The following is a 22,109-nucleotide window of genomic DNA, read 5'->3' as shown; positions in this document are numbered from 1 at the left end:
GGTTGGAGCGATGAAAAGTCAGAAGCGCAGGCGGCGTTCGAGAAGGTCGATTGCGCCGTACATCAGCAGCGCCACAGCCATGAGCGCAGCGATGCCGACCCAGACGGCGTTCAAATCGTAGAGCACGCCGGCGTAGTAGATCATGTAGCCGAGACCCTCTTTCGAGGCGATGTATTCGCCGACAACTGCGCCGATCAGCGCGAAGCCGACATTGAGACGGAAGGCGGACACGATCCACGGCATGGCGCCCGGAATGACCACCGTTCGCCAGGTCTTCCAGCGGCTGGCACCGAGCGAGCGCATCAATTTGATCAGGTCGCTATCAACTTCCTTGGCGCCCTGTTGCGCGGTGATCACCGCGACGATGAAGGTGATGATGGCGGCGATGGCGATCTTCGACGAGATGCCGATTCCGAACCACACGATAATCAAGGGTGCGAGCGCGATCTTCGGCAAGCCGTTGAGCGCGATGAGATAGGGGCGCAGCACCGCCGCGCTGGTGGGAAACAGCCAGAGCAGCAGCCCAACGGCGCTACCGGCGATGGTGCCGATCAGGAATCCGGCGATGGCTTCCCAGGCAGTCAGCGCGGCATCGCGCAGGAGTTCTCCGTTGGCGATCAGAATAGAGGCCTTGGCGAAGATGCCGCTTGGCCGTCCGTAGAGATAGACCGCGATCCATTTGAAGCTGATCGCAATTTCCCAGGCAGCAAGTAACAGAGCTAGCAGTGCCACTTGCAGCAGCGCGATCCGCAGGACCGGCGGCATCAGCCGCCGCTCGACATTGGCCCGGGTGGCTTCGATGGTCGTCACATCAGGCTCGCTTGTGTGCGATTGATGCGATCTCGACGAGACAGTCCGGTTTCACCAATCCGCACTGGATGCAATAGCGGGCCGGCTTCTCGCCGGGGAAATATTCGGCATAGACTTTATTGACGGCGCCGTAATTGGCCCAGTCGGTCACGAAGATGGAGTTGAAGGTGACGTCGGCCATCGTGGCACCGGCGGTGGTCAGCACGCTCTTGATGGTCTCGAGGATGTGCCGGGTCTGCGCTGCCGCATCGCCAACGTGAACAACGTCGTTATTCTTGTCGAAGGCCAGCGTGCCGGACACATAGATCACGCCGTCGGCCATCATGCCGGGCGAGTAAGGTGCGAGTGGCGGATGAGTGCCGGGCGGGATGATCGCGCGATCTGTCATGGGATCCTCAAGCTTTTGTGGAGGTTTCAGTCTGCGCAAATGCGCGGCGGAAATCAGCGGTGCTGGAAACCCAGCCGAAGAAGGTTTCGATATTGAAGACGGCCGCCTTCTGGACGTAGTCGGGGCCGGCCTGATGCGTCGCGTCTTCGAGCATCACGCCGAAATATTCTAGATGGAAGCCGTCGCGCAGGGTCGATTCCACGCAAACATTGGTGGCAACTCCGCAGAATACGAGATTGCGGATGCCGCGCGCGCGCAGGATGCTGTCAAACTGGCTGTTGAAGAAGCCGCTGTAGCGCGGTTTCGGTACCACGATGTCGCCGGGCCGCGGCTGGAGTTCATCGACGAGCGCATAGTCCCAGCCACCCTTGGCGAGCAGGCTGCCTTGTAATTCCGGGCGCGCGCGCATGGTCTTGAGTGCATTCGATTTGTGCCAGTTCGGGGATCCCGGACCGCCGGCCTCGACATAGTCGGCGTCCCAGCCGTTCTGGAAGTAGATCACGGTGACGCCGGCCTCGCGCGCAACCTCCAGCGTCTCCTTGACGGCCACGATCGCTGCCTTGGCGCCGGTCACGTCGAAGCCCGCAAGATCCAGATAGCCGTTCGGCGACGCGTAGGCGTTCTGCATGTCGACCACGATGACTGCGGTCTCCTCGACCGCGAGTCGCAACGGCTCAGGGCGTGCGGGTAAGGTGACGTAGCGCCGTTCAGGCGGAAAGCTGGTTGAAACCGACATCACGCCAATCCGAATTCTTTGGTCGCTTTCTCGGCGAAGCGATTGTCGACCATTTGTGTATAGGGAAGCGTCGTTGAGACGGCGCCGCCGCCCTGTTCGAGCAACATCGCGCGATCCCACTCCTCGGCGGAGATGGTCGGGTTTTTCGGGATAGCCGTCTTGCTGCCAAAGAAATTCTTCGTCGCATTTCCGACCACCGAGGGCGAGACTTTTGGAAAGTACTTCGCTGCGACCTCGGTGAAGACGGCGTTATTCTCGTGCATCATCTTCTGCGCTTCGGCGATGGCGTTACAGAAGCCTTGCACCGCCTCCGGGTTGGAGGCGATCACGTCTTCGGTGGCCATGGCCGTCGTGAAACACAGCGGACCAAGCAGATCGGCAAATGATAGCGACGGTACGAGGCCAAACTGTTCGGCGCCGATGCTGATGTCCCATTCGAATGCGGTGGCAATGTCGGCACGGCCATCCTTGACGGCTGCGGCCTGGGCGCCCGGTGGCAATTCCAGGAAGGTGACGCCCGCTTCTTTGGGGTCGAATTTGCCGACCGTCTTCATCGCGTAGGTCGGGACCTGGATCGTCGAGGACGGAAATTTCAGCGTCGCGATGGTCTTGCCGCGGAGATCATCGATGGTGGTGATCTTGGTGTCCGGGCGGGTCATTCCCCACATCGACACGCCGCCGACGATCTTGGCGATATTCTTGATCTTGCCGCCTTCACGCGTGGCGTTGACGGACATGCCAGGGCTGGTGACGCCGATCTGGCCGCGGCCGGACAGCAGGATCGGCACCGGCAGGGCGATGCCGCCCGCGGTCGACAGGTCGGTATCGAGGCCATGTTTGGCGAACAGGCCCTTATCGGCGGCGACATAGAGCGAGGCATACATGCCGAGCCGGATGGCTTCGGACACCAGAACCTTGCGGCCGGCGGCAAAGGCCGGGCCTCCCAGGCCTGCAAACGGTGCCGCTGCGGCGCCGATGAGCGAATATTTGAGTAGGTTGCGCCTGTCGATCATGCCTCTGTCCCTCGCCGCCATTGCCGATGTCAGATGGTGCGCTGCATAGTTTTTAGCCGCAGCGGTTTGCCGCATAAAATTCTTGCACCCGTTAATTTCATTAACAAGTCGGGAAAAACAGATATATTTATCTGTAATGCTTATGAATATCGACCTTCGGCAGCTCCGTGCCTTCGTCGAGGTGGTTCAGGCTGGCAGTTTCAGCCGAGCCGCGCGGAAACTTGGCGTCTCCCAGTCCGCCCTCAGCCAGGCCGTTCGCCAGCTCGAGGACGAGCTGCAGGTCCGGCTGCTGGACCGGACGACGCGCAGCGTCCAGCTCAGCAAGGTTGGCGTCGAATTCCTGCCGGGGATTCAGCGTCTGCTCGCGGATCTCGATCACCAAATTCAGGATCTACGCGATCTGCGCGAGCATCGCCGCGGCCATGTTACGGTGGCCTGCGTGCCGTCGGTGGCGTTGCGTCTGATGCCGGTGGTACTGGCGAATTTCCAGCGCGAATATCCCATGGTGAGCGTGACGCTCAAGGAAGTGTCACGGCATCAGATCATTGCCGGGCTGCGCAGCGGCGACGCCGAGCTCGGCATCGCCAATGTGCCGGGTGAGGATGCGGATCTTGACGCGACGAAGCTGCTGACGGACCGTTTTGCGCTAGTGATGCGGCGAGATCACAGACTGGCGTCGCAAAGTGCGGTGAACTGGATGGACGGCGTCGCTGCAGGCATGATCGCCATGGCGACCGGCACCGGCATCCGGCTTGAAATGGAGCGCGGACTGCAAGAACTGGGGCGTAGCAGCCCGCTGCATGAGGCCGAACACCCGGCGACCCTGCTCGCCATGGTCGAGGCAGGCGTCGGCGTGGCGCCGTTGCCCGGTCTGGCGTTGCCGGCGACTGACCATCCCGTACTGACCTTCCGCAGGCTGCTCGATCCGGTGATCGAGCGCGATTTGTATCTGATCCGGCGCGTGGGGCGTGACCTGTCGCCGGCCGGTCGCGCGCTTTACCGCGGCATCCAGCTCGTGGCGCAATCGATCCGCGAGCGCACTGCTGCCGGGTGGTAGCGAACACGCTTTGACCTTGCTCCCATGAGTCCCTATTTTGGGATGAACAATCCTATTCCGCTAATTTGAGCCCCTTATGACCGCCTCGCTGAAAGCCATCGACGGATCGGCTGATTTGCCTGTCCTGATGAACGACCTCGCCCGGAGCGCCCGTGCGGCTGCGCGTGCGTTGGCGGTGGCTCCAACGGCGCAGAAGAACCGGGCGCTTGCGGCCATGGAACGCGCGATCCGCGCCGGTACGCCTGCGATTCTGGCGGCCAATGCCGAGGATGTCGCCGAGGTGCGCTCCAATGGCGCCACATCGGCCTTTATCGATCGGCTGACCCTGACCGAGGCGCGCGTGCACGCGATGGCGGATGGCATCCGGGTCATCCATGACATCGCCGATCCGGTCGGCGCCGTTACCGAGAGCTGGCAGCGGCCGAATGGCATGACCATCGAACGCGTGCGCGTACCGCTGGGTGTCGTCGCAGTGATCTTCGAGAGCCGTCCGAATGTCGCCGCGGATGCCGGCGTGTTGTGCCTGAAGTCCGGCAATGCGGTGATCCTGCGCGGCGGCTCGGACAGTTTCCGCTCTTGCCGTGCGATTCACGAATGTCTGGTGCAGGGCCTGCGCGAAGCCGGACTGCCGGAAGCCGCGATCACGCTGGTGCCGACGCGCGATCGTGCGGCGGTCGGATTGCTGCTCACCGGCCTCAATGGCGGTGTAGATGTGATCGTGCCGCGGGGCGGCAAGAGCCTAGTTGCGCGTGTCGAGGCCGAAGCGCGTGTGCCGGTATTTGCGCATCTCGAAGGCGTCAATCACACCTATATCGATCATGCCGCGAAGCTCGATATGGCGAAATCGATCGTGTTGAATGCCAAGATGCGCCGTCCCGGCGTCTGCGGCGCGACCGAAACGCTGTTGATCGACCGCGCGGTGGCGGGCACGCATCTCAAGCCGTTGGTGGAAATGCTGATCGACGCCGGCTGTGAGGTGCGCGGTGATGCCGCCGTGCAGCAGGCGGATGCGCGCGTCAAGCCTGCAACGGACGAGGATTGGGACACCGAATACGAAGACGCGATCATCTCGGCCAGGGTCGTCGATGGTGTCGATGATGCGCTCGCGCATATTCGTGATCACGGCTCGCATCACACCGATGCGATCGTCACCGAGGACGTCGCGGTTGCCGCGAAGTTTCTCAACGAAGTGGATTCGGCGATCGTGCTGCATAACGCCTCGACGCAGTTTGCCGACGGCGGTGAATTCGGTTTCGGCGCGGAAATCGGAATCGCCACCGGCAAATTCCATGCGCGGGGCCCGGTCGGCGCCGAGCAGCTCACCAGTTTCAAATACCGTATTCACGGCACCGGACAGACCCGGCCGTGATGATGTGCGTTTCGGCGCGTGGAGACTGAATTGAATTTGCATTCAGTCCCGCCGGCGCAGGGCATCCCGCCACATAGTCCCGGCATGCGGATCGGTCTGCTCGGCGGATCGTTCAATCCGCCGCATGCCGCGCATCGGGCCATCAGCCTGTTCGCGATGAAACGGCTGAAGCTCGATCGCGTCTGGTGGCTGGTGTCGCCGGGCAATCCGCTCAAGGATCAACGCAATCTGCACGATCTCGCCGAGCGCGCCGCCGCTGCGGAAGCAATGGCCGATCATCCGCGCATCGATATTACCTGTCTCGAGAGTGTCATCGGTACGCGCTATACCGTCGACACCATCAGCTACCTCCGACGTCGATGTTCGCAAGCACGATTTGTCTGGATCATGGGTGCCGACAATCTCGCCCAGTTTCACCGCTGGGAGAGCTGGCAGGTGATTGCCGGAGAGGTGCCCTTTGCGGTCATCGACCGGCCGCCGCAGAGCTTCCAGGGACTGGCGTCGACCGCCGCCCAGGCCCTCGGTCGTTACCGGATACCGGAGCAGGACGCTGGGTCATTGGCCGACCTGAAGCCACCTGCATGGGTATTTTTGACCGGTTTGAAGCTGAATCTGTCCTCCACCCGGCTGCGGAACCCGGATGGCAGCTGGAAGACGTAATTCCACAACACTCGCCCGATAAGTGCTATAGGGCAGGCGCTGGAATATTGAATCCGGCATTCCCACATGCATACTTGATCTCATCGGGCGTCGGATTCGGCGTCCCAATACAGTGAAAGGAATGGTCCTCTGGCCACTTCTGTATTGTCCAAGACGGGCGCCAAGAAAGCCTCGTCCAAGGTTGCCCCACCCAAGAAGTCCGCTTCGGTAAAGAAGGCTGCCGCGCCTAAAAAGGCTGCCGCGACCAAAACCGCAAAGCCGAAGGCTGCAGCCAAGACACCTGCTGCTGCAAAAGCTGCACCGAAGGCTGTCATTCCGAAGAAGGTTGCTTCGCCCAAGGCGAAGAAATCAGCTGCGGCGGTGCGTGACAGCGCGACCGAAACGCTCAATCTCGTTCTCGCCCGCCTTGACGACATGAAGGCCGAGGAAACGGTGACCATCGATCTGCGCGGCAAGTCGGCTTTCTCCGATTACATGGTCGTGACCACCGGTCGGTCCAACCGCCATGTCGGCGCGGTGGCCGAAAATGTCGCCAAGGGTCTCAAGGAAGCCGGTCAGAAGAAGCTGCATGTCGAAGGCCTGTCCAATTGCGATTGGGTGCTGATCGATACCGGCGAAGTCATCCTGCATGTCTTCCGGCCTGAAGTTCGCGAGTTCTACAATCTGGAACGTTTGTGGACGCAGAGTCCGTCGGATGAACCGCGGATCGATCTGAAGGCTGTTTGAGCCAGCGGGCATTCGGCAACGGCGCGACGCGTGCTAGTCTGTGCCGATGCACCTTCTTGTGATCTCCATCGGCAAGCTCAAGCAGGGTCCGGAACGCGAGCTCGCGGAACGGTACCGTGATCGCTTCGACGATATCGGCCGCAAGCTCGGCTTTCGGGGCCTTGCGATTCATGAAATTTCGGAAAGCCGCGCACGCGATGCGGCGACCCGGATCAATGAGGAAGCAGCGGCGATTTCGGCGCTGATTCCGGAAAAGGCTGTATTGGTAGCGCTCGACGAGCGTGGCAGCAGCGTCGACAGCGCCAGTTTCGCTCGCCATATCGGGAAGTGGCGGGACGAATCGGTGCCGCATAATGTTTTTGTCATCGGCGGGGCGGACGGACTTTCGCCCGAATTGCGGCGCAAAGCCAAACTGAGCATTGCATTCGGCTCGGCGACCTGGCCGCATCAAATAGTTCGCGTCATGCTTCTGGAACAGATTTACCGGGCTGCTACAATTCTGGCTGGCCACCCGTATCACCGCGTTTAGCTCGCTATATTGAGCGTGTCGCGTTTGAAAGAAGGCGCTGTCGAAACCACGATGCTGTCACCGCGGTCCATTCCATCTGAACACGACGCCGTTCGCCGCGGGATGTCGAACGCATCGTCGTTTTCTATGATGCTGGTATCAGCAACTCTTGCGGGTTTGATGACGACCTCGGTCCGGGCGCAAACGGCTACGCCGATCCAGCAGGCCAATGCGCCATCACCTGATATAATTCGTCAGCGCGAGCAGGAGCTTGAAGCGATCCGTGCGCAGCAGAAGAGCGCTGCGGAGCTGCAGGCAAAACTGAAAGCCGATATCGCGGCGATCGGACAGGACCGCGGCAAGCTCAGTCAGCAGCTCATCGATATTGCTGCCCGCGTCCGCGGCGTCGAAACCCGCATCGACGATGCCGAAGCGCGTCTGCGTCCGCTCGATGCGCGCGAGCAGAAGATCCGCGGTACGCTGGAATCGCGCCGTGGTGAAATCGTCGAAGTATTGTCCGCTTTGCAGCGCGCGGGACGCCGTGCGCCACCGGCCTTGCTGGTACGTCCCGAAGACGCGTTGAAGTCGCTGCGTACCGCGATGCTGCTCGGCTCCGTCGTGCCCGACATGCGCGCACGCGCCGAAAAACTCGTAGCTGACCTCAGCGAACTCGTGAATTTGCGCAAGGCGATCTCGACCGAACGGGATCAGCTTGCCGGCGATCGCGACAAGCTGAAGGAAGAACAGACGCGCCTCGCGTCCTTCACCGACGAGCGCCAGAAGCAGCAGTCGGCTGCTGAAAAGGACATGGAAGCGGAAGCGGCGCGGGCGCTGACGTTGTCCCGTCAGGTCGACAGTCTGCAGGGCCTGATCGCGAAGATGGAGCAGGATTCCAAGGCGGCGGCGAAGGCAGCGGCCACAGCCAGTCTGCAGGGCACGCCGGCGGCGCTCAGCAATGGCAAGCCGAATATCGGCGCCTTCAAGGACCCCGGCAGGCTCAGTCCGGCGATCGCCTTTGCTTCGGCAAAGGGCATGCTCGCACTTCCGGTCAACGGGGTTAAAATTCGCAATTTCGGCGGTTCCGACGGTGTCGGTGGCGTCGAAAAGGGCATGTCACTGGCCGCACGGGCGGGTGCGCAGGTCACAACACCGTGTGACGGCTGGGTTGTTTATTCCGGTCCGTTCCGTAGCTATGGACAACTCTTGATCCTCAACGCCGGGGGCGGGTATCATGTCTTGATCGCCGGGATGGAGCGTATTTCGGTGAACATTGGTCAGTTCGTTCTTACCGGGGAACCGATCGCTGTCATGGGATCAACATCCCGGGTAGCATCCGTCCTTGCGGCCAATGCCAGCCAGCCTGTGCTTTATATCGAGTTCCGGAAAGACGGGACTCCCATTGATCCAGGCCCATGGTGGGCCGCTAACGAAGGCGAAAAGGTTCGCGGATGATGCGCAAGACTTCCATAATTCTGCTGAGTGCTGCCACTGGCGCCGCCTTGACGCTCTTCGTGACCCAGCCACGCGCCGTGTTCATGGGCACCAGTGCCCGCGCAGCGACCTCGGATACCTATCGTCAACTCAACCTGTTCGGCGACGTGTTTGAGCGCGTCCGCAGCGACTATGTCGAGAAACCCGACGACAGCAAGCTGGTCGAGTCGGCGATCTCCGGCATGCTCACCGGTCTCGATCCGCATTCCAGCTACATGGACGCCAAGAGCTTCCGTGACATGCAGGTGCAGACCCGCGGTGAGTTCGGCGGTCTCGGTATCGAAGTCACCATGGAAGACGGCCTGATCAAGGTGGTGTCGCCGATCGACGATACCCCGGCATCGAAGGCCGGCATCATGGCCAACGACATCATCACCAGCCTCGACGAAGAAGCCGTGCAGGGTCTCACCCTGAACCAGGCCGTCGAGAAGATGCGCGGTCCGGTCAACACCAAGATCAAGCTGAAGATCATCCGCAAGGGCCAGGACAATCCCCTCGACGTCACCCTCGTGCGCGACAACATCCGCGTCCGTTCCGTGCGCGCCCGCATTGAAAGCGACGATATCGCTTACATCCGCGTGACGACCTTCAACGAGCAGACCACCGAAGGTCTGAAGCGCGAGATCGCGGCCCAGACCGCGGCGATCGGCGCCGACAAGCTCAAGGGCTTCATCATCGACCTCCGCAACAATCCGGGCGGCTTGCTCGAAGAAGCCGTCACCGTCTCTGACGCGTTCCTTGAGCGTGGCGAGATCGTCTCGACCCGCGGTCGTAACGCTGAAGAAACCCAGCGCCGTACGGCGCATGCGGGCGATCTGACCAAGGGCAAGCCGGTGGTCGTGCTGATCAATGGCGGTTCGGCCTCGGCGTCGGAAATCGTCGCCGGCGCACTGCAGGACCACAAGCGTGCCACCACGATCGGTACGCGCTCGTTCGGCAAGGGCTCGGTGCAGACCATCATCCCGCTGGGCTCCGGCAACGGTGCGCTGCGTCTGACCACGGCGCGCTACTTTACGCCGTCGGGCAAGTCGATCCAGGCCAAGGGTATCGTCCCGGACATCGAGATCGTGCAGGACGTGCCGGACGAGTTGAAGTCCCGCGATATCAAGGGCGAGGCTTCGCTGCGTGGCCATCTGAAGAACGATGGCGATGAGAAGACCGGTTCGCAGTCCTACGTGCCGCCGGATGCCAAGAACGACAAGGCGCTCAAGGCTGCTGCCGACCTGCTGCATGGCATCAAGGTGACGTCGAATGCGGCCGTTACACCGCCGCCCGGAGCCGCTGCTGCTGCGGATAAGCCGGCAGACGATAAGGCGGCCGCCAAGCCGAACTGATCGGTAAGTGCGCATCAATTCTGCGGAAAGGGCGACCTTCGGGTCGCCCTTTTTGTTGCAATCCTTCGGGCGATCCCGCGCCCTTCCGGGTGCCGTGGCCGCGGCCGGGCGTGTTATTGTCCGGTCGGCTGATTCGGGAGATCCATGGCAGTGTCGGCGGACGATCTGAGCGCCCCGCTTGGACAAAAATCGACGCGTAAGCGGCGGTTCCGGCTGCCTTTTTCCGGAACGCAGGCGCTTGCCACGATCCTTGCCTTGCTGCTGCTCGCCTTTCTCGGTGTTGCCCTCTTCAATAACAACCCGATGGGCGGCGAGCCGGTAGCGCGCGTAGCGATCAAGGCGCCTGCTGCGACCGATGATCAGAAGGTCGCCGCCAAGCCGCCGGTCGAGGTCAAGCACGGTACGCCCGAGTTGGCCAAGGCACCCGAGGCTCCCGGCCAGAAGACCATCACCATCATTGATGGCTCCAGCGGTGCCCGTAAGGATGTCGTGGTGTCGAGCGAGGGGTCGGACAGCGCTGCGGCCGATGCGCCGCCGCCGGTCATGACGGGGATCGATCAGAAGCTGCTGGAGAAATCCCGCCACGGCATGGTGCCGATCGCCATCGGCGCGCTGAAGCCGGTCACGGCCTATGCCGCGAGCTCCGAGGCCGAGCGCGCTAGGGCGATGAAGACACCGAGCATTTCCATCGTCATTGGCGGCCTCGGCGTTGGTGCAGCCAAGACCACCGATGCCATCATGAAGCTGCCGCCGGCCGTGACGCTGGGCTTCACGCCGTATGGCTCGGATCCCGGCAAACTGGTCGAACGCGCCCGTGCGCAGCGCCACGAGGTGCTGCTGCAGCTGCCGATGGAACCGTTCGACTATCCCGATAACGATCCCGGCCCGCAGACGCTGTTGTCCTCGGCTACGGCCGAGCAGAACCTCGATCGCATGATGTGGCATATGAGCCGCTTCCAGGGCTATGTCGGCGTCGCCAATTTCATGGGCGCACGCTTCATCGCCACTGACACGGCGATGCAACCCATTGCACGTGAGGCCAGCAAGCGGGGGCTTGCATTGTTCGACGATGGCTCGACGCCGCGCAGCGTTGCCGCCGCGGCGGCCGAAGGGCAGGGTATGCCTTTCGCACGCTCCGATGTTGCCATAGACGCGGTGCCGACCTCCGCAGACATCGACAAGGCGCTGGCGCGGCTCGAGGGGCTGGCCAAGGAGCGTGGTGTGGCCGTCGGCGTCGCTTCGGCGCTGCCGATCTCGATCGAACGTATCAGCGCCTGGGCGAAAACCCTTGAAAGCCGCGGGGTCATGCTGGTGCCATTGACAACCGCGATGCTGAAATCAAAATCAAGCTAGCGTCTTTGGGCTAGGGTGAATTCGGCACGGCCGAATCGCTGTGATTCAGCAAAGTCGAATCGCTGCGTAAAGAGTGCTCGAACGGACGCGAGAGGCATTGACGGAATGGCGCGCTACGAAGACCTGCCCTATCGAACTTGCGTCGGAATGATGCTGATCAACCCGCAAGGGCTCGTCTTTATCGGTCGTCGCGCCGGCGGTATCGAGCACGTCGATGACATGCATGTCTGGCAGATGCCGCAGGGCGGCGTCGATCCCGGTGAGGACACCTGGGAAGCCGCCAAGCGCGAGCTCTATGAAGAAACCAGCGTCCAATCGGTCGAAAAGCTTGGCGAAGTGCCGGACTGGTTGATCTATGATATTCCCCGCACGGTGGCCGGGCGCGCCTGGAAGGGTCGTTATCGTGGCCAGCGGCAGAAATGGTTCGCTGTGCGCTTCACCGGCGATGACAAGGAAATCAACGTCACGCATCCACCTGGCGGCCACAAGGCCGAGTTCATCAATTGGCGCTGGGAGCCTATGAAGAACCTTCCGGAGCTGATCGTGCCGTTCAAGCGCCCGGTCTATGAGCGGGTGGTGAAGGAATTCGCTGGTCTGGCGGACGGCTAGCACCGGAATGACGGATAACCGGCCCTATCGCCCCAATGTGGGCGTCGCACTGTTCAATGCCGACGGCAAGGTTCTAATTGGCCGCCGCTTCAAGGATGACGGGCCAGAAATCGTCCTTCCGGGCCTGGAGTGGCAGATGCCGCAGGGTGGCATCGATCCCGATGAAGATCCTCGCGTCGCTGTGATGCGCGAATTGTGGGAAGAGACCGGCGTCATCCATGCCGACTATCTCGGCGAGACTGGCTGGATGACCTACGACTTCATCCCGTTCGAGAATCCCAGCCATCGCTTTGCGCAGTTCCGCGGGCAGCGGCAGAAGTGGTTTGCGCTGAAGTTCACCGGGGATGATGCCGAAGTCGATCCGCTGACGCCGCGCAACGGTCAGCCGGCGGAATTCGATGCCTGGCGCTGGGAGCGGCTGGACCGTGTCGCGGATCTCGTGGTGCCATTCCGGCGCGATGTCTATCGCGCAGTGGCGGAGCAGTTCGCTAAATTTGTCTGAAGCGAAGCCCTGACGAAACGAAGCGCTACCCGGGCTATAGCGCTTAGTGCATCGCCGTCGAGGTGATGTGCTGCTGGATGACCTTGAAGTGGTCGAGGCGCTCGATGGCGCGGTCCAGAGCGGAGCCTTCCTTCTCGGCCAGCTTCTCTTCCATCTCGGCGATGTCTTTGGCGAAAGCTTCGCGGTCAAGCTCGGCGATCGAGGTCGCGACGTCAGCAAGAACCGTCAAGCCCTTGTCCGAGACTTCGGCAAGGCCGCCGAGCACAATGATCTTCTCATGCTTGCCCCCGGTGGTGACAGTCATGATGCCCGGACGCAGCGCGATCACCACAGGTGCGTGGCCGGCCATCACGCCGACATCGCCCTCGGCGCCGGGAATATCGACCTGCTCAACTTCGCCCGTGAAAGCGAGCTTTTCCGGTGAGACGAGATCGAAGTGGAACGTGGCCATGTCGTTATCCGCTGACTGCTCCCTCCCCCCTTGCGGGGGAGGGTTGGGGGGGGGTAACCACGGGCGAAGGCGCTTGTGGCACCCCCACCCCGGCGCAAATGCGCCGACCCTCCCCGCAAGGGGGAGGGTAAGAAAGTTAGGCAGCTTCAGCAGCCAGCTTCTTGCCCTTCTCGACGGCTTCTTCGATTGCGCCGACCATGTAGAAGGCAGCTTCCGGCAGGTGATCGTACTTGCCTTCGCAGATCGCGCGGAAACCCTTGATGGTGTCGGCGAGTTCGACGAACTTGCCCGGCGAACCCGTGAAGATTTCAGCGACGAAGAACGGCTGCGACAGGAAGCGCTCGATCTTGCGGGCGCGGGCCACGGCCAGCTTGTCCTCTTCCGACAGTTCGTCCATGCCGAGAATGGCGATGATGTCCTGCAGCGACTTGTACTTCTGCAGCACCTGCTGAACCATACGCGCGGTCTCGTAGTGCTCCTGGCCGACGATCAGCGGGGACAGCATGCGCGAGGTGGAGTCGAGCGGGTCCACTGCGGGGTAGATGCCCTTTTCCGAAATCGCACGGTTGAGCACGGTCGTAGCGTCCAAATGGGCGAACGAGGTAGCAGGCGCCGGATCGGTCAAGTCGTCGGCCGGAACGTAGATGGCCTGCACCGAGGTGATCGAACCCTTATGCGTGGTGGTGATACGCTCCTGCAGCGCGCCCATGTCGGTCGCGAGCGTCGGCTGATAACCCACCGCCGAAGGAATACGGCCGAGCAGCGCCGACACTTCCGAACCTGCCTGGGTGAAGCGGAAGATGTTGTCGATAAAGAACAGCACGTCCTGGCCCTGATCGCGGAAGTGCTCGGCGACGGTCAGACCGGACAGAGCAACGCGCATGCGGGCGCCCGGAGGCTCGTTCATCTGGCCGAACACGAGAGCGCACTTCGACTTCACGGCCGGATCCGGATTGTGCGGATCGGCGTTCACCTTGGATTCGATGAACTCGTGATAGAGATCGTTACCTTCGCGGGTACGCTCGCCAACGCCGGCGAATACCGAGTTGCCGCCGTGCGCCTTCGCGACGTTGTTGATCAGTTCCTGAATGAGAACCGTCTTGCCGACGCCGGCGCCGCCGAACAGGCCGATCTTGCCGCCCTTGGCGTAAGGCGCGAGCAGATCGACGACCTTGATGCCGGTGACGAGAATTTCAGCCTCGGTGGACTGCTCGGTGTACGTCGGCGCTTCCTGATGGATCGCGCGCAGGCCTTCCGAAGCGATCGGACCGCCTTCATCGATCGGCTCGCCGATCACGTTCATGATGCGGCCGAGGGTGCCGACGCCGACCGGAACCTGGATCGGATTGCCGGTGTCGGTGACCGGCTGGCCGCGGACCAAACCTTCGGTGGTGTCCATCGCGATGGTGCGTACCGTCGATTCACCGAGATGCTGGGCGACTTCGAGCACCAGACGGTTGGCACCGTTCATGGTCTCGATGGCGCTGAGAATCGCGGGCAGGTGGCCTTCGAACTGCACGTCGACGACGGCGCCGATGACCTGGGTGATGCGGCCGGTCTGGTTGGCTGTAGCCATGAAAACTTCTCCATAAACTTCAAGGACTCGGAAGTCCGAAACTTGAACGGCGGTCCTGAGGACCGGAAGGTTGTTAGATCGCCTCGGCGCCGGAGATGATTTCGATCAGCTCCTTCGTAATCATCGCCTGGCGGGTGCGGTTGTAGATCAATGTCTGCTTGCGGATCATGTCGCCGGCGTTGCGCGTGGCGTTGTCCATTGAGCTCATCTGCGCGCCGTAGAACGAAGCGTTGTTCTCGAGCAGAGCGCGAAAGATCTGCACCGCGAGATTGCGCGGCAGCAGGCCGTCGAGGATCTCATCCTCGGCGGGCTCGTAGTCGTAGCTCGGCGTCGGGCCGGCATCGGCTTTAGGTGCTTCGACCACCAGCGGAATGATCTGCTGGGCGGTCGGGATTTGCGCGATCACCGATTTGAAGCGCGAATAGAACAGCGTGCAGACGTCGAATTCGCCAGTGTTGAAGAGTTCGAGAACCTTCTTGGCGATGTCGTTGGCATTGACGAAGCCGAGCTGACGCACCGAACGCAATTCGAGATGACCGACGATCTGCTTGTCGAAATTACGGCGCAGTTGCTCGTAGCCCTTGCGGCCGACGCAGAAGAATTTGACCGTCTTGCCCTGGTTCATCAGCGCCAGTGCGCGTTCGCGCGCCAGACGGACGATCGAGGAATTGAAAGCGCCGCACAGGCCACGCTCGCCGGTGCAGACCAGCAGCAGATGAACCTGATCCTTGCCGGTGCCGACGAGCAGCGCCGGGCCGGAGCCTGCCGTTGTAGCGCCGGCAATGCTGGCGATCACGGTATCCATCTTCTCGGCGTAAGGACGTGCAGCTTCGGCAGCGGTCTGCGCACGACGCAGCTTCGACGCTGCGACCATCTGCATCGCCTTGGTGATCTTCTGCGTCGCCTTGGTCGAGGCGATGCGGACGCGCATGTCTTTAAGTGAGGCCATTCTCAGTCCACCCCGGCGATCTGGCCGTTTGGCCGATCGCGAACCTCTCGTTCGAAACGCCCGACCTCGTGCCGGACATCAACGCGAATGGCCGGCGGGAGCCGGCCATTCATTGACAGTATTAAGCAGCGTAGGTCTTCGCGAAGCCTTCGACGACGGCCTTGAGCTGGGCGGCGACGTCATCCTTGAGATCGCGGCTGTCGCGGATCGCGTTGAGGATCTCGACGTTCTTGCCGCGCAGCAGCGACAGAAGACCGTCTTCGAAGCCCCGAACCTTGGCGATCGGCAGAGTGTCGAGATAGCCGTTGGTGCCGGCCCAGATCACGCAAACCTGCTCTTCCATCTTCAGCGGCGAGAACTGCGGCTGCTTCAGGAGTTCGGTCAGACGTGCGCCGCGGTTCAGCAGGCGCTGGGTCGAAGCGTCGAGGTCCGAGCCGAACTGCGCAAAGGCCGCCATTTCGCGGTACTGCGCGAGCTCACCCTTGATCTTGCCGGCGACCTTTTTCATCGCCTTGGTCTGCGCGGCCGAGCCGACGCGCGACACCGACAGACCGACGTTCACGGCAGGACGGATGCCTTGGAAGAACAGATCGGTTTCAAGGAAGATCTGACCGTCAGTGATCGAAATCACGTTGGTCGGAATGTAGGCGGACACGTCGTTGGCCTGGGTTTCGATGACCGGCAGCGCCGTGAGCGAACCATTGCCCTGGGAATCATTGAGCTTCGCAGCGCGTTCGAGCAGACGCGAGTGAAGATAGAACACGTCGCCCGGATAGGCTTCGCGGCCCGGCGGACGGCGCAGCAGCAGCGACATCTGACGGTAAGCAACGGCCTGCTTCGAGAGATCGTCATAGATGATGACGGCGTGCATGCCGTTGTCGCGGAAGAATTCGCCGATCGTGCAACCGGTGAACGGCGCGATGTACTGCATCGGAGCCGGATCGGAAGCGGTCGCGGCGACGACGACGGAGTATTCCATCGCGCCCTGCTCTTCGAGCACCTTCACGAACTGGGCGACGGTCGAACGCTTCTGACCGACGGCGACGTAAACGCAGTACAGTTTCTGGCTCTCGGGAGCGCCAGCAACGTTCAGCGACTTCTGGTTCAGAATGGTGTCGAGCGCGATTGCGGTCTTGCCGGTCTGACGGTCACCGATGATCAGCTCGCGCTGGCCGCGGCCGACCGGGATCAAAGCGTCGACCGACTTCAGGCCGGTTGCCATCGGCTCGTTGACCGACTTGCGCGGAATGATGCCCGGCGCCTTGACGTCGACGCGCATACGCTTGTCGGCCTGGATCGGACCCTTGCCATCGATCGGATTGCCGAGTGCGTCGACCACGCGGCCGAGCAGACCCTTGCCAACCGGCGCGTCCACGATCGAACGGGTGCGCTTAACAGTCTGGCCTTCTTTAATTTCGCGGTCAGCGCCGAAAATAACGACACCGACGTTGTCGGTTTCGAGGTTCAGCGCCATGCCGCGGGTGCCGTTCTCGAATTCGACCATTTCGCCGGCCTGGACGTTGTCGAGGCCGTAGACGCGGGCAATGCCGTCGCCGACGGACAACACCTGTCCGACTTCGGAAACTTCAGCTTCCTGGCCGAAATTCTTGATCTGGTCTTTGAGGATCGCGGAAATTTCTGCGGCGCGGATGTCCATCAGCCTGCCTCTTTCATCGAGTGCTTGATCGAGTTGAGTTTAGTGCGAAGCGAGCTGTCCACCATGCGGCTGCCGAGCTTGACGACAAGCCCGCCGATGATGGACGGATCGACTTTCACGTTGAGCGCGACGTCCTTGCCCGTCACTGACTTCAGCGCGGTCTTGAGAGCGTCGAGATTCTTGTCACTGAGCGGCTCGGCGACGGTGACGTCAGCCGTAGCTTCGCCCTTGAACTTGGCGACCAGCGCGCGGAAGCCGCGGATCACGTCATTCACCGCGAACAAACGACGGTTCGCGGTCAGGACACGGAGGAAATTGGCGGTGATGCCGGTAATTCCGGCCTTCTCCAGCACCGAAGCCAAGGCCTTGCCCTGAACCTCTGCGGCAAATACCGGACTGCGAACCAGTCGCGCCAGATCGGCACTGTCGGCCAGCATCGCTGTGAACTTGTCGAGATCGGCCTTCACCGCATCGACGGACTTTTCGTCACGCGCCAGCTCAAACAGAGCCGTCGCATAACGACCGGACATTCCCGAAACCGACGGATCTTCTGCTGCCACGAATTGCGCTCTTCAGGCTGTCAAACTCGCAAGGGAATAACTATCGCCCGAATGCGGCGCCTAGCGATCCAAGTCCTTGGAATTCAAGCGGGACTTCGATTTTTAGGTCACAACAAAATGTCGTGACCCGTTCAAATCGCGGCTTTGCTAACATAGCCCGCGCGCTGGTGCAACGCGACGAAAGCGTTTGATGCTGCCTTGTCGCAGGCCCTCGCAAAGAATCATTTCAGGGAGATGAGACTCGCCAATCGGGTCGCTGACGGTGTGTTTCGGCGTTCGTCTCCGAGGCGGAATTTCTAATTCCGCATGGCGGTACATGGTGCCGATTTCTTTTGAATCATGCAACGTCGATCGCGAGTGAGCCCGCAATTGAAATCACGGCGGACGGCGCGGCGTGTGCGCCTCACGTCACCGTTTTGGGCTGCTTAACATTTACTTACCGAATGCTATCCATGCACGACGATCACTTCGCTATTCAGTATAGTTGTGTAGTATGTAGTATACTTGATAGTTAAAAATTTATTAAAGCGGACCATTAGCCATGTTCCATTCCATCACAAGATATTTCATCTGGTCATGGAACGATTGTGTTGCCTATTTTACGCCTCATTACGTCGTCAAACGCTCAGTCAGTGAAATTGGGACGGGGGTCCACTTGCCACATTTGTGGCAATACTGTCTGAGGGACAACAACTTATGCTGCGTTACGGAAAATCGACGCTGGGCGCTATCGCCCGGCCGCGTACGGCAATCGCTGTCATGACTGCCGCTCTTGTTCTCGGGGGAACTGTTTCGGAGGCTTCGGCCAAATCCCGGCACCATCGTCATCACCACAAGCATCACACTCATCAGGCCAGCCAGCCGTCGCTATTCGATGCCAACGCGTCGATCGCTCCGTCGACGGGCGGTCGTAGCTTCTCGGGTGTTGCGTCCTATTATGGCAATGAGTCCGGCAGCCGCACCGCGTCGGGTCAGCGCTTCAATCAGAATGCGATGACTGCCGCGCATCGTTCGCTGCCGTTCGGCACCAAGCTGCGCGTTACCCATGGCGGTCGCAGCGTTGTCGTCACCGTCAACGATCGCGGCCCGTTCATCCGTGGCCGCGTACTCGACCTGTCCAAGGGCGCAGCGAGCGCGATCGGTTTGACCGGCCGTGGCGTCGGCCGTGTCGTTGCTGAAGTCATGTAAGCGCAGAGACGCGCTACGATACTGATCTCTCAAGTTTAGTAAGCGTTGCGTTGTGTCCGCGTTCAGTAAAAGCCTGTTGTCAGTAATGACAGCAGGCTTTTCTTTGATCTGTCACACGGGCGTTGCTTACAGAAAGCTTTGCGGATCGACATCTACTTCGAGCTTGAGATTGCCCGTCGCCTTCGGTCCATGCGCGAGCCAGTCGCGCAGGTAGTGCGACAGATCGACGTTGCGGGCGGACTTCACCAATAGCCGGAAGCGATAGCGGCCCTTGATCACGGCGAGCGGTGCTTCGGCGGGGCCGAGCACCATGATGCGCTCGTCGATCGGTGCTACGGCGGCGAGCTTGCGCGCATAGCCCTCCGTGGTTGGCCGGTCGCCGCCTGAGATGATCAGGCTCGCCAGTCGGCCGAAGGGTGGATAGCCCGCGCGCTCGCGGGCCTCGATCTCGCTGGCGTAAAACGCTTCGCGGTCGTTTGCGATCAGCGCCTTCATCACCGGATGCTCCGGCTGATGGGTCTGCAGATAGCCGACGCCGCGTCCCTGTTCACGTCCAGCGCGGCCGATGACTTGATTGAGCATCTGATAGGTGCGCTCCGCGGCGCGCGGATCGCCATTGCCGAGGCCCAGATCGGCGTCGATGACGCCGACCAGATTAAGCCGCGGGAAGTTATGGCCCTTGGCCACGAGTTGCGTGCCGATGATGACATCGACACGGCCTTCGGCGATTTCGGCCAGCTCGGTCCGCATCGCATCGATCGAGGTGATGAGGTCGCTCGACAGCACCATGGTGCGCGCATCCGGAAACAGGCTCGCCGCTTCCTCTTGCAGCCGCTCGACGCCCGGACCCACGGCGACCAGCGATTCCTCGGCCTGGCAATGCGGGCATTGCTGCGGGCGATGCATCGAGAAACCGCAGTGGTGACAGACCAGCCGCTGGCGAAAGCGATGATCGACCAGCCACGCATCGCAGATCGTGCAGGCAAATCGGTGTCCGCAGCCGCGGCATAGCGTCAGCGGCGCATAGCCGCGGCGATTGAGGAAGAGCAGCGCCTGTTCCTTGCGCTCGATCGCGATCTGGATTTTCTCGGCGAGGCGCGGTGCGATGAAGCGGCCGCGCATCGGGCCTTCGCGGCGCAGGTCGATGACCTCGATATGCGGCATGTGCTGACCGCCGAAGCGCGATGGCAGCGCGATGCGTTGATAGCGGCCCTTGCGCGCGTTGACCTCGGACTCGACCGATGGTGTCGCCGAGGCCAACACGATGGGAATCCTGGCGATGGATGCGCGCACCACCGCCATATCGCGGGCGTGGTAATGCGCGCCTTCGTCCTGCTTGTAGGCCTGGTCATGTTCCTCATCGACGATGATCAGGCCGAGTTTCGCGTAAGGCAGAAACAGCGCCGAACGCGCACCGACGATGACATGGGCCTCGCCATTGGCGATCGACGCCCAGTTGCGCGCGCGGGTGCGCGGTGTCAGTTCGGAATGCCACTCCAGCGGCCGCACGCCGAAGCGTTTTGAGAAGCGCTCCAGGAATTGTCCGGTGAGCGCGATCTCCGGCATCAGGATCAGCACCTGTTCGCCGCGCTTGATCACCTCGGCAACCGCCTCGAAATAGACCTCCGTCTTGCCGGAGCCGGTGACACCGTCGAGCAAAGCGGCGTGAAAATCCCCCTTGGCGGCGAAGGTCCGCATTGCTTCGGCCGCGACGGCCTGATCGTCTGAAAAGTCCGGTTCGGCGAAGGTGGGATCAGGCGCCGGCGGCGGCAGCGCGCGGGGCATGGCTTCAATCGCTAGCGTGCCTTCATCGACGAGGCCGTCGATCACGCCGCCGCTGACTCCGGCTTCCTTGGCGGCTTCGGATTTCGCATGCAGCAACCCGTCCGACAGGATCTCGATCAGCCGTGCGCGTGCCGAGGTCATGCGCTTGGGCACTTCGCCGACCAGGCGGACGCCCATGCGCACCCGCTCCGGGCCGAGGTGCTCGCCCATCCGCAGAGTCATCTTCATGACCATGCCGCGCGCGGACAAAGTGTAATTCGCAACCCAGTCGACCAGGCTGCGCAATTCCTGTTTCAGCGGGGGGACATCGAATTTTTCGCCGACTTCCTTGAGCCGGTTGTGCAGCCGCGGATCTGGGTTCTCATTTTCTGCCCAGACCACGCCGATCACCTCGCGGGCGCCGAGCGGCACGCTGACGACATCGCCGGGCTGCAGATCGAGGCCACGAGGCACGCGATAGGAATAAGCCTGGTTCAGCGCGACCGGCACCAGCACGTCAACGACGCCAGACGGTGTTTTGGTGCGCGCAGCTTCGTCCATCGGCGGAATCAGACTCGAATTGGGGTATCCGCTAACCTAAGCTCGCGGTGCGGTCCGGACCAGTGTCCGCCGGATGGCCGGTCTTATGACCGATCGGCCGCCACGACAATGAAACAAGAACAAGAACCCGCAGGGAGAAACATCATGCGCCACAAGCTCGCCGGGACTCTAGCCTCACTTCTCGTGCTGTCCGTTACCGCCATTCCCGCACTGGCGCAGGACCGGATGCCACCGATCCCGGCCGACAAATACACCGACGCGCAGAAGAAAGCGGCCGAGGAATTCGCCGGCGGGCGCGGCTACGAGGTCCGGGGCCCCTTTGTGCCGCTGATTCGCAGTCCGGAAGTGATGCTCCGCGCCAAGGTGATGGGCGATCATCTCAGGTTCAAGAGCGCGCTGGCGCCGCGGCTCAGCGAAATGATCATCCTGATCACTGCGCGCGAGTGGACCCAGCAATATGAGTGGGTTGCCCATCATGATATTGCGATCAAGGCCGGTCTGCGCAAGGAGATCGCCGATGCGATTGCCGACGGGCGGCGTCCTGTTGGCATGGCCGAGGACGAAGAGGCCGCTTACGACATGTCGATCGAGATCCAGCGCACCAAGCGCGTCAGCGATCCGACCTGGAACAGGGCCGTTGCCAAATTCGGCGAGCAGGGCGTCATCGATCTGCTCGGGATCAACGGCTATTACACCTTCCTGGCCATGACCATGAACGCGGCTCGAACGGGCTTGCCCGCCGGGGTGGCGGAGCCGTTGAAGCGGTTCCCGGATTGACGATGGCGGCGATTCACCAAAGTGAAACGAGCGGGGTGTGATAATCTCCGCCCGTTCGCGCGGCGCGAGC

22 protein-coding genes are annotated in these 22,109 nt (G+C 61.7%); 12 read left to right on the top strand and 10 right to left on the bottom strand.

Annotated elements, in window-relative coordinates; genetic code table 11:
• Positions 1-18: 18 nt before the first annotated feature.
• The 4 genes from A4A58_RS04620 to A4A58_RS04605 are packed head-to-tail and all read right to left on the bottom strand — an operon-like array spanning position 19 to position 2,947.
• Positions 19-810 (bottom strand): ABC transporter permease, encoded by a 792-nt coding sequence (locus tag A4A58_RS04620; protein ID WP_086936958.1) that lies wholly within the window; start codon positions 808-810, stop codon positions 19-21.
• 1 nt (position 811) lies between these two features.
• Positions 812-1,198: a pyrimidine utilization protein C gene (gene rutC / locus A4A58_RS04615; protein WP_068730170.1), complete on the bottom strand. Its 387-nt coding sequence runs from the start codon at positions 1,196-1,198 to the stop codon at positions 812-814.
• Positions 1,199-1,205: 7 nt separating this feature from the next.
• The gene (gene rutB, locus A4A58_RS04610) at positions 1,206-1,934 is read right to left on the bottom strand and encodes a pyrimidine utilization protein B (RefSeq protein WP_068730169.1); all 729 of its coding nucleotides are present in this window, start codon (positions 1,932-1,934) and stop codon (positions 1,206-1,208) included.
• Complete coding sequence (locus tag A4A58_RS04605; protein WP_068730168.1) at positions 1,934-2,947, bottom strand: ABC transporter substrate-binding protein; 1,014 nt, start codon at positions 2,945-2,947, stop codon at positions 1,934-1,936. The genes rutB and A4A58_RS04605 overlap by 1 nt, the downstream gene beginning before the upstream one ends.
• A gap of 142 nt (positions 2,948-3,089) precedes the next feature.
• Between A4A58_RS04605 and A4A58_RS04600 the strand changes: the two genes are divergently transcribed.
• The 10 genes from A4A58_RS04600 to A4A58_RS04555 all read left to right on the top strand — a co-directional run bounded on the left by A4A58_RS04600 (position 3,090) and on the right by A4A58_RS04555 (position 12,556).
• On the top strand, positions 3,090-4,004 hold the full coding sequence (locus A4A58_RS04600) for a LysR family transcriptional regulator (RefSeq protein ID WP_068730167.1): 915 nt from the start codon (positions 3,090-3,092) through the stop codon (positions 4,002-4,004).
• Positions 4,005-4,080: 76 nt separating this feature from the next.
• Positions 4,081-5,373 carry a glutamate-5-semialdehyde dehydrogenase gene (locus A4A58_RS04595; protein ID WP_068730166.1) on the top strand — a complete coding sequence of 431 codons (1,293 nt, stop codon included), beginning with the start codon at positions 4,081-4,083 and terminating at the stop codon, positions 5,371-5,373.
• Positions 5,374-5,403: 30 nt separating this feature from the next.
• Positions 5,404-6,033, top strand: coding sequence for a nicotinate-nucleotide adenylyltransferase (locus A4A58_RS04590; RefSeq protein ID WP_081421740.1), 630 nt, complete (start codon positions 5,404-5,406; stop codon positions 6,031-6,033).
• Between the two features lie 360 nt (positions 6,034-6,393).
• The gene (rsfS, locus tag A4A58_RS31405; protein ID WP_244558251.1) at positions 6,394-6,759 is read left to right on the top strand and encodes a ribosome silencing factor; all 366 of its coding nucleotides are present in this window, start codon (positions 6,394-6,396) and stop codon (positions 6,757-6,759) included.
• A gap of 46 nt (positions 6,760-6,805) precedes the next feature.
• Positions 6,806-7,288, top strand: coding sequence for a 23S rRNA (pseudouridine(1915)-N(3))-methyltransferase RlmH (gene rlmH / locus A4A58_RS04580; protein WP_068730162.1), 483 nt, complete (start codon positions 6,806-6,808; stop codon positions 7,286-7,288).
• 126 nt (positions 7,289-7,414) lie between these two features.
• On the top strand, positions 7,415-8,719 hold the full coding sequence (locus A4A58_RS04575; protein ID WP_433993602.1) for a murein hydrolase activator EnvC family protein: 1,305 nt from the start codon (positions 7,415-7,417) through the stop codon (positions 8,717-8,719).
• Positions 8,716-10,092 (top strand): S41 family peptidase, encoded by a 1,377-nt coding sequence (locus A4A58_RS04570; protein WP_068730160.1) that lies wholly within the window; start codon positions 8,716-8,718, stop codon positions 10,090-10,092. The genes A4A58_RS04575 and A4A58_RS04570 overlap by 4 nt, the downstream gene beginning before the upstream one ends.
• A gap of 144 nt (positions 10,093-10,236) precedes the next feature.
• Positions 10,237-11,445 carry a divergent polysaccharide deacetylase family protein gene (locus A4A58_RS04565; protein WP_068730158.1) on the top strand — a complete coding sequence of 403 codons (1,209 nt, stop codon included), beginning with the start codon at positions 10,237-10,239 and terminating at the stop codon, positions 11,443-11,445.
• A 105-nt stretch (positions 11,446-11,550) separates the two neighbouring features.
• Positions 11,551-12,054, top strand: a complete 504-nt coding sequence (locus A4A58_RS04560; protein ID WP_068730156.1) for an RNA pyrophosphohydrolase — start codon at positions 11,551-11,553, stop codon at positions 12,052-12,054.
• Between the two features lie 7 nt (positions 12,055-12,061).
• On the top strand, positions 12,062-12,556 hold the full coding sequence (locus A4A58_RS04555; protein ID WP_068730154.1) for an RNA pyrophosphohydrolase: 495 nt from the start codon (positions 12,062-12,064) through the stop codon (positions 12,554-12,556).
• A 43-nt stretch (positions 12,557-12,599) separates the two neighbouring features.
• Here the strand turns inward: A4A58_RS04555 and A4A58_RS04550 are convergent, their stop codons facing one another.
• From A4A58_RS04550 to A4A58_RS04530, 5 genes are all read right to left on the bottom strand, one after another.
• The gene (locus A4A58_RS04550; RefSeq protein WP_068730152.1) at positions 12,600-13,007 is read right to left on the bottom strand and encodes a F0F1 ATP synthase subunit epsilon; all 408 of its coding nucleotides are present in this window, start codon (positions 13,005-13,007) and stop codon (positions 12,600-12,602) included.
• A 136-nt stretch (positions 13,008-13,143) separates the two neighbouring features.
• Complete coding sequence (atpD, locus tag A4A58_RS04545; protein WP_068730150.1) at positions 13,144-14,583, bottom strand: F0F1 ATP synthase subunit beta; 1,440 nt, start codon at positions 14,581-14,583, stop codon at positions 13,144-13,146.
• Between the two features lie 73 nt (positions 14,584-14,656).
• Entirely contained in the window at positions 14,657-15,532 is an 876-nt protein-coding gene (locus tag A4A58_RS04540; RefSeq protein WP_068730146.1) for a F0F1 ATP synthase subunit gamma, read from the bottom strand.
• A gap of 121 nt (positions 15,533-15,653) precedes the next feature.
• Entirely contained in the window at positions 15,654-17,189 is a 1,536-nt protein-coding gene (gene atpA, locus A4A58_RS04535; RefSeq protein ID WP_068730144.1) for a F0F1 ATP synthase subunit alpha, read from the bottom strand.
• Complete coding sequence (locus tag A4A58_RS04530; protein ID WP_068730142.1) at positions 17,189-17,749, bottom strand: F0F1 ATP synthase subunit delta; 561 nt, start codon at positions 17,747-17,749, stop codon at positions 17,189-17,191. The genes atpA and A4A58_RS04530 overlap by 1 nt, the downstream gene beginning before the upstream one ends.
• Before the next feature lie 696 nt (positions 17,750-18,445).
• Here A4A58_RS04530 and A4A58_RS04525 point away from each other — a divergent pair.
• Complete coding sequence (locus tag A4A58_RS04525) at positions 18,446-18,937, top strand: septal ring lytic transglycosylase RlpA family protein (RefSeq protein ID WP_068730140.1); 492 nt, start codon at positions 18,446-18,448, stop codon at positions 18,935-18,937.
• Between the two features lie 126 nt (positions 18,938-19,063).
• On the opposite strand, the gene A4A58_RS04520 is transcribed toward A4A58_RS04525, so the two are convergent.
• Positions 19,064-21,262 (bottom strand): primosomal protein N', encoded by a 2,199-nt coding sequence (locus A4A58_RS04520; protein WP_068730137.1) that lies wholly within the window; start codon positions 21,260-21,262, stop codon positions 19,064-19,066.
• A 144-nt stretch (positions 21,263-21,406) separates the two neighbouring features.
• Here A4A58_RS04520 and A4A58_RS04515 point away from each other — a divergent pair, with 144 nt between their 5' ends.
• Positions 21,407-22,039 carry a carboxymuconolactone decarboxylase family protein gene (locus A4A58_RS04515; RefSeq protein WP_068730135.1) on the top strand — a complete coding sequence of 211 codons (633 nt, stop codon included), beginning with the start codon at positions 21,407-21,409 and terminating at the stop codon, positions 22,037-22,039.
• The last annotated feature ends 70 nt before the right edge of the window (positions 22,040-22,109 follow it).

This window comes from Tardiphaga robiniae (assembly GCF_001618955.1).
Taxonomy (GTDB): domain Bacteria; phylum Pseudomonadota; class Alphaproteobacteria; order Rhizobiales; family Xanthobacteraceae; genus Tardiphaga; species Tardiphaga robiniae_A.
Note: the sequence above shows the minus strand (reverse complement) of the source record. Positions and strands in the feature narration are given on the sequence as shown.

What these genes read in the sequence shown, in the direction of transcription:
- rutC (WP_068730170.1), bottom strand. Translation starts at nt 1,198, where the DNA reads ATGACAGATCGCGCGATCATCCCGCCCGGCACTCATCCGCCACTCGCA.
- rutB (WP_068730169.1), bottom strand. Translation starts at nt 1,934, where the DNA reads ATGTCGGTTTCAACCAGCTTTCCGCCTGAACGGCGCTACGTCACCTTA.
- A4A58_RS04605 (WP_068730168.1), bottom strand. Translation starts at nt 2,947, where the DNA reads ATGATCGACAGGCGCAACCTACTCAAATATTCGCTCATCGGCGCCGCA.
- A4A58_RS04600 (WP_068730167.1), top strand. Translation starts at nt 3,090, where the DNA reads ATGAATATCGACCTTCGGCAGCTCCGTGCCTTCGTCGAGGTGGTTCAG.
- A4A58_RS04595 (WP_068730166.1), top strand. Translation starts at nt 4,081, where the DNA reads ATGACCGCCTCGCTGAAAGCCATCGACGGATCGGCTGATTTGCCTGTC.
- rlmH (WP_068730162.1), top strand. Translation starts at nt 6,806, where the DNA reads ATGCACCTTCTTGTGATCTCCATCGGCAAGCTCAAGCAGGGTCCGGAA.
- A4A58_RS04575 (WP_433993602.1), top strand. Translation starts at nt 7,415, where the DNA reads ATGATGCTGGTATCAGCAACTCTTGCGGGTTTGATGACGACCTCGGTC.
- A4A58_RS04570 (WP_068730160.1), top strand. Translation starts at nt 8,716, where the DNA reads ATGATGCGCAAGACTTCCATAATTCTGCTGAGTGCTGCCACTGGCGCC.
- A4A58_RS04565 (WP_068730158.1), top strand. Translation starts at nt 10,237, where the DNA reads ATGGCAGTGTCGGCGGACGATCTGAGCGCCCCGCTTGGACAAAAATCG.
- A4A58_RS04560 (WP_068730156.1), top strand. Translation starts at nt 11,551, where the DNA reads ATGGCGCGCTACGAAGACCTGCCCTATCGAACTTGCGTCGGAATGATG.
- A4A58_RS04555 (WP_068730154.1), top strand. Translation starts at nt 12,062, where the DNA reads ATGACGGATAACCGGCCCTATCGCCCCAATGTGGGCGTCGCACTGTTC.
- A4A58_RS04550 (WP_068730152.1), bottom strand. Translation starts at nt 13,007, where the DNA reads ATGGCCACGTTCCACTTCGATCTCGTCTCACCGGAAAAGCTCGCTTTC.
- atpD (WP_068730150.1), bottom strand. Translation starts at nt 14,583, where the DNA reads ATGGCTACAGCCAACCAGACCGGCCGCATCACCCAGGTCATCGGCGCC.
- A4A58_RS04540 (WP_068730146.1), bottom strand. Translation starts at nt 15,532, where the DNA reads ATGGCCTCACTTAAAGACATGCGCGTCCGCATCGCCTCGACCAAGGCG.
- atpA (WP_068730144.1), bottom strand. Translation starts at nt 17,189, where the DNA reads ATGGACATCCGCGCCGCAGAAATTTCCGCGATCCTCAAAGACCAGATC.
- A4A58_RS04525 (WP_068730140.1), top strand. Translation starts at nt 18,446, where the DNA reads ATGCTGCGTTACGGAAAATCGACGCTGGGCGCTATCGCCCGGCCGCGT.
- A4A58_RS04520 (WP_068730137.1), bottom strand. Translation starts at nt 21,262, where the DNA reads ATGGACGAAGCTGCGCGCACCAAAACACCGTCTGGCGTCGTTGACGTG.
- A4A58_RS04515 (WP_068730135.1), top strand. Translation starts at nt 21,407, where the DNA reads ATGCGCCACAAGCTCGCCGGGACTCTAGCCTCACTTCTCGTGCTGTCC.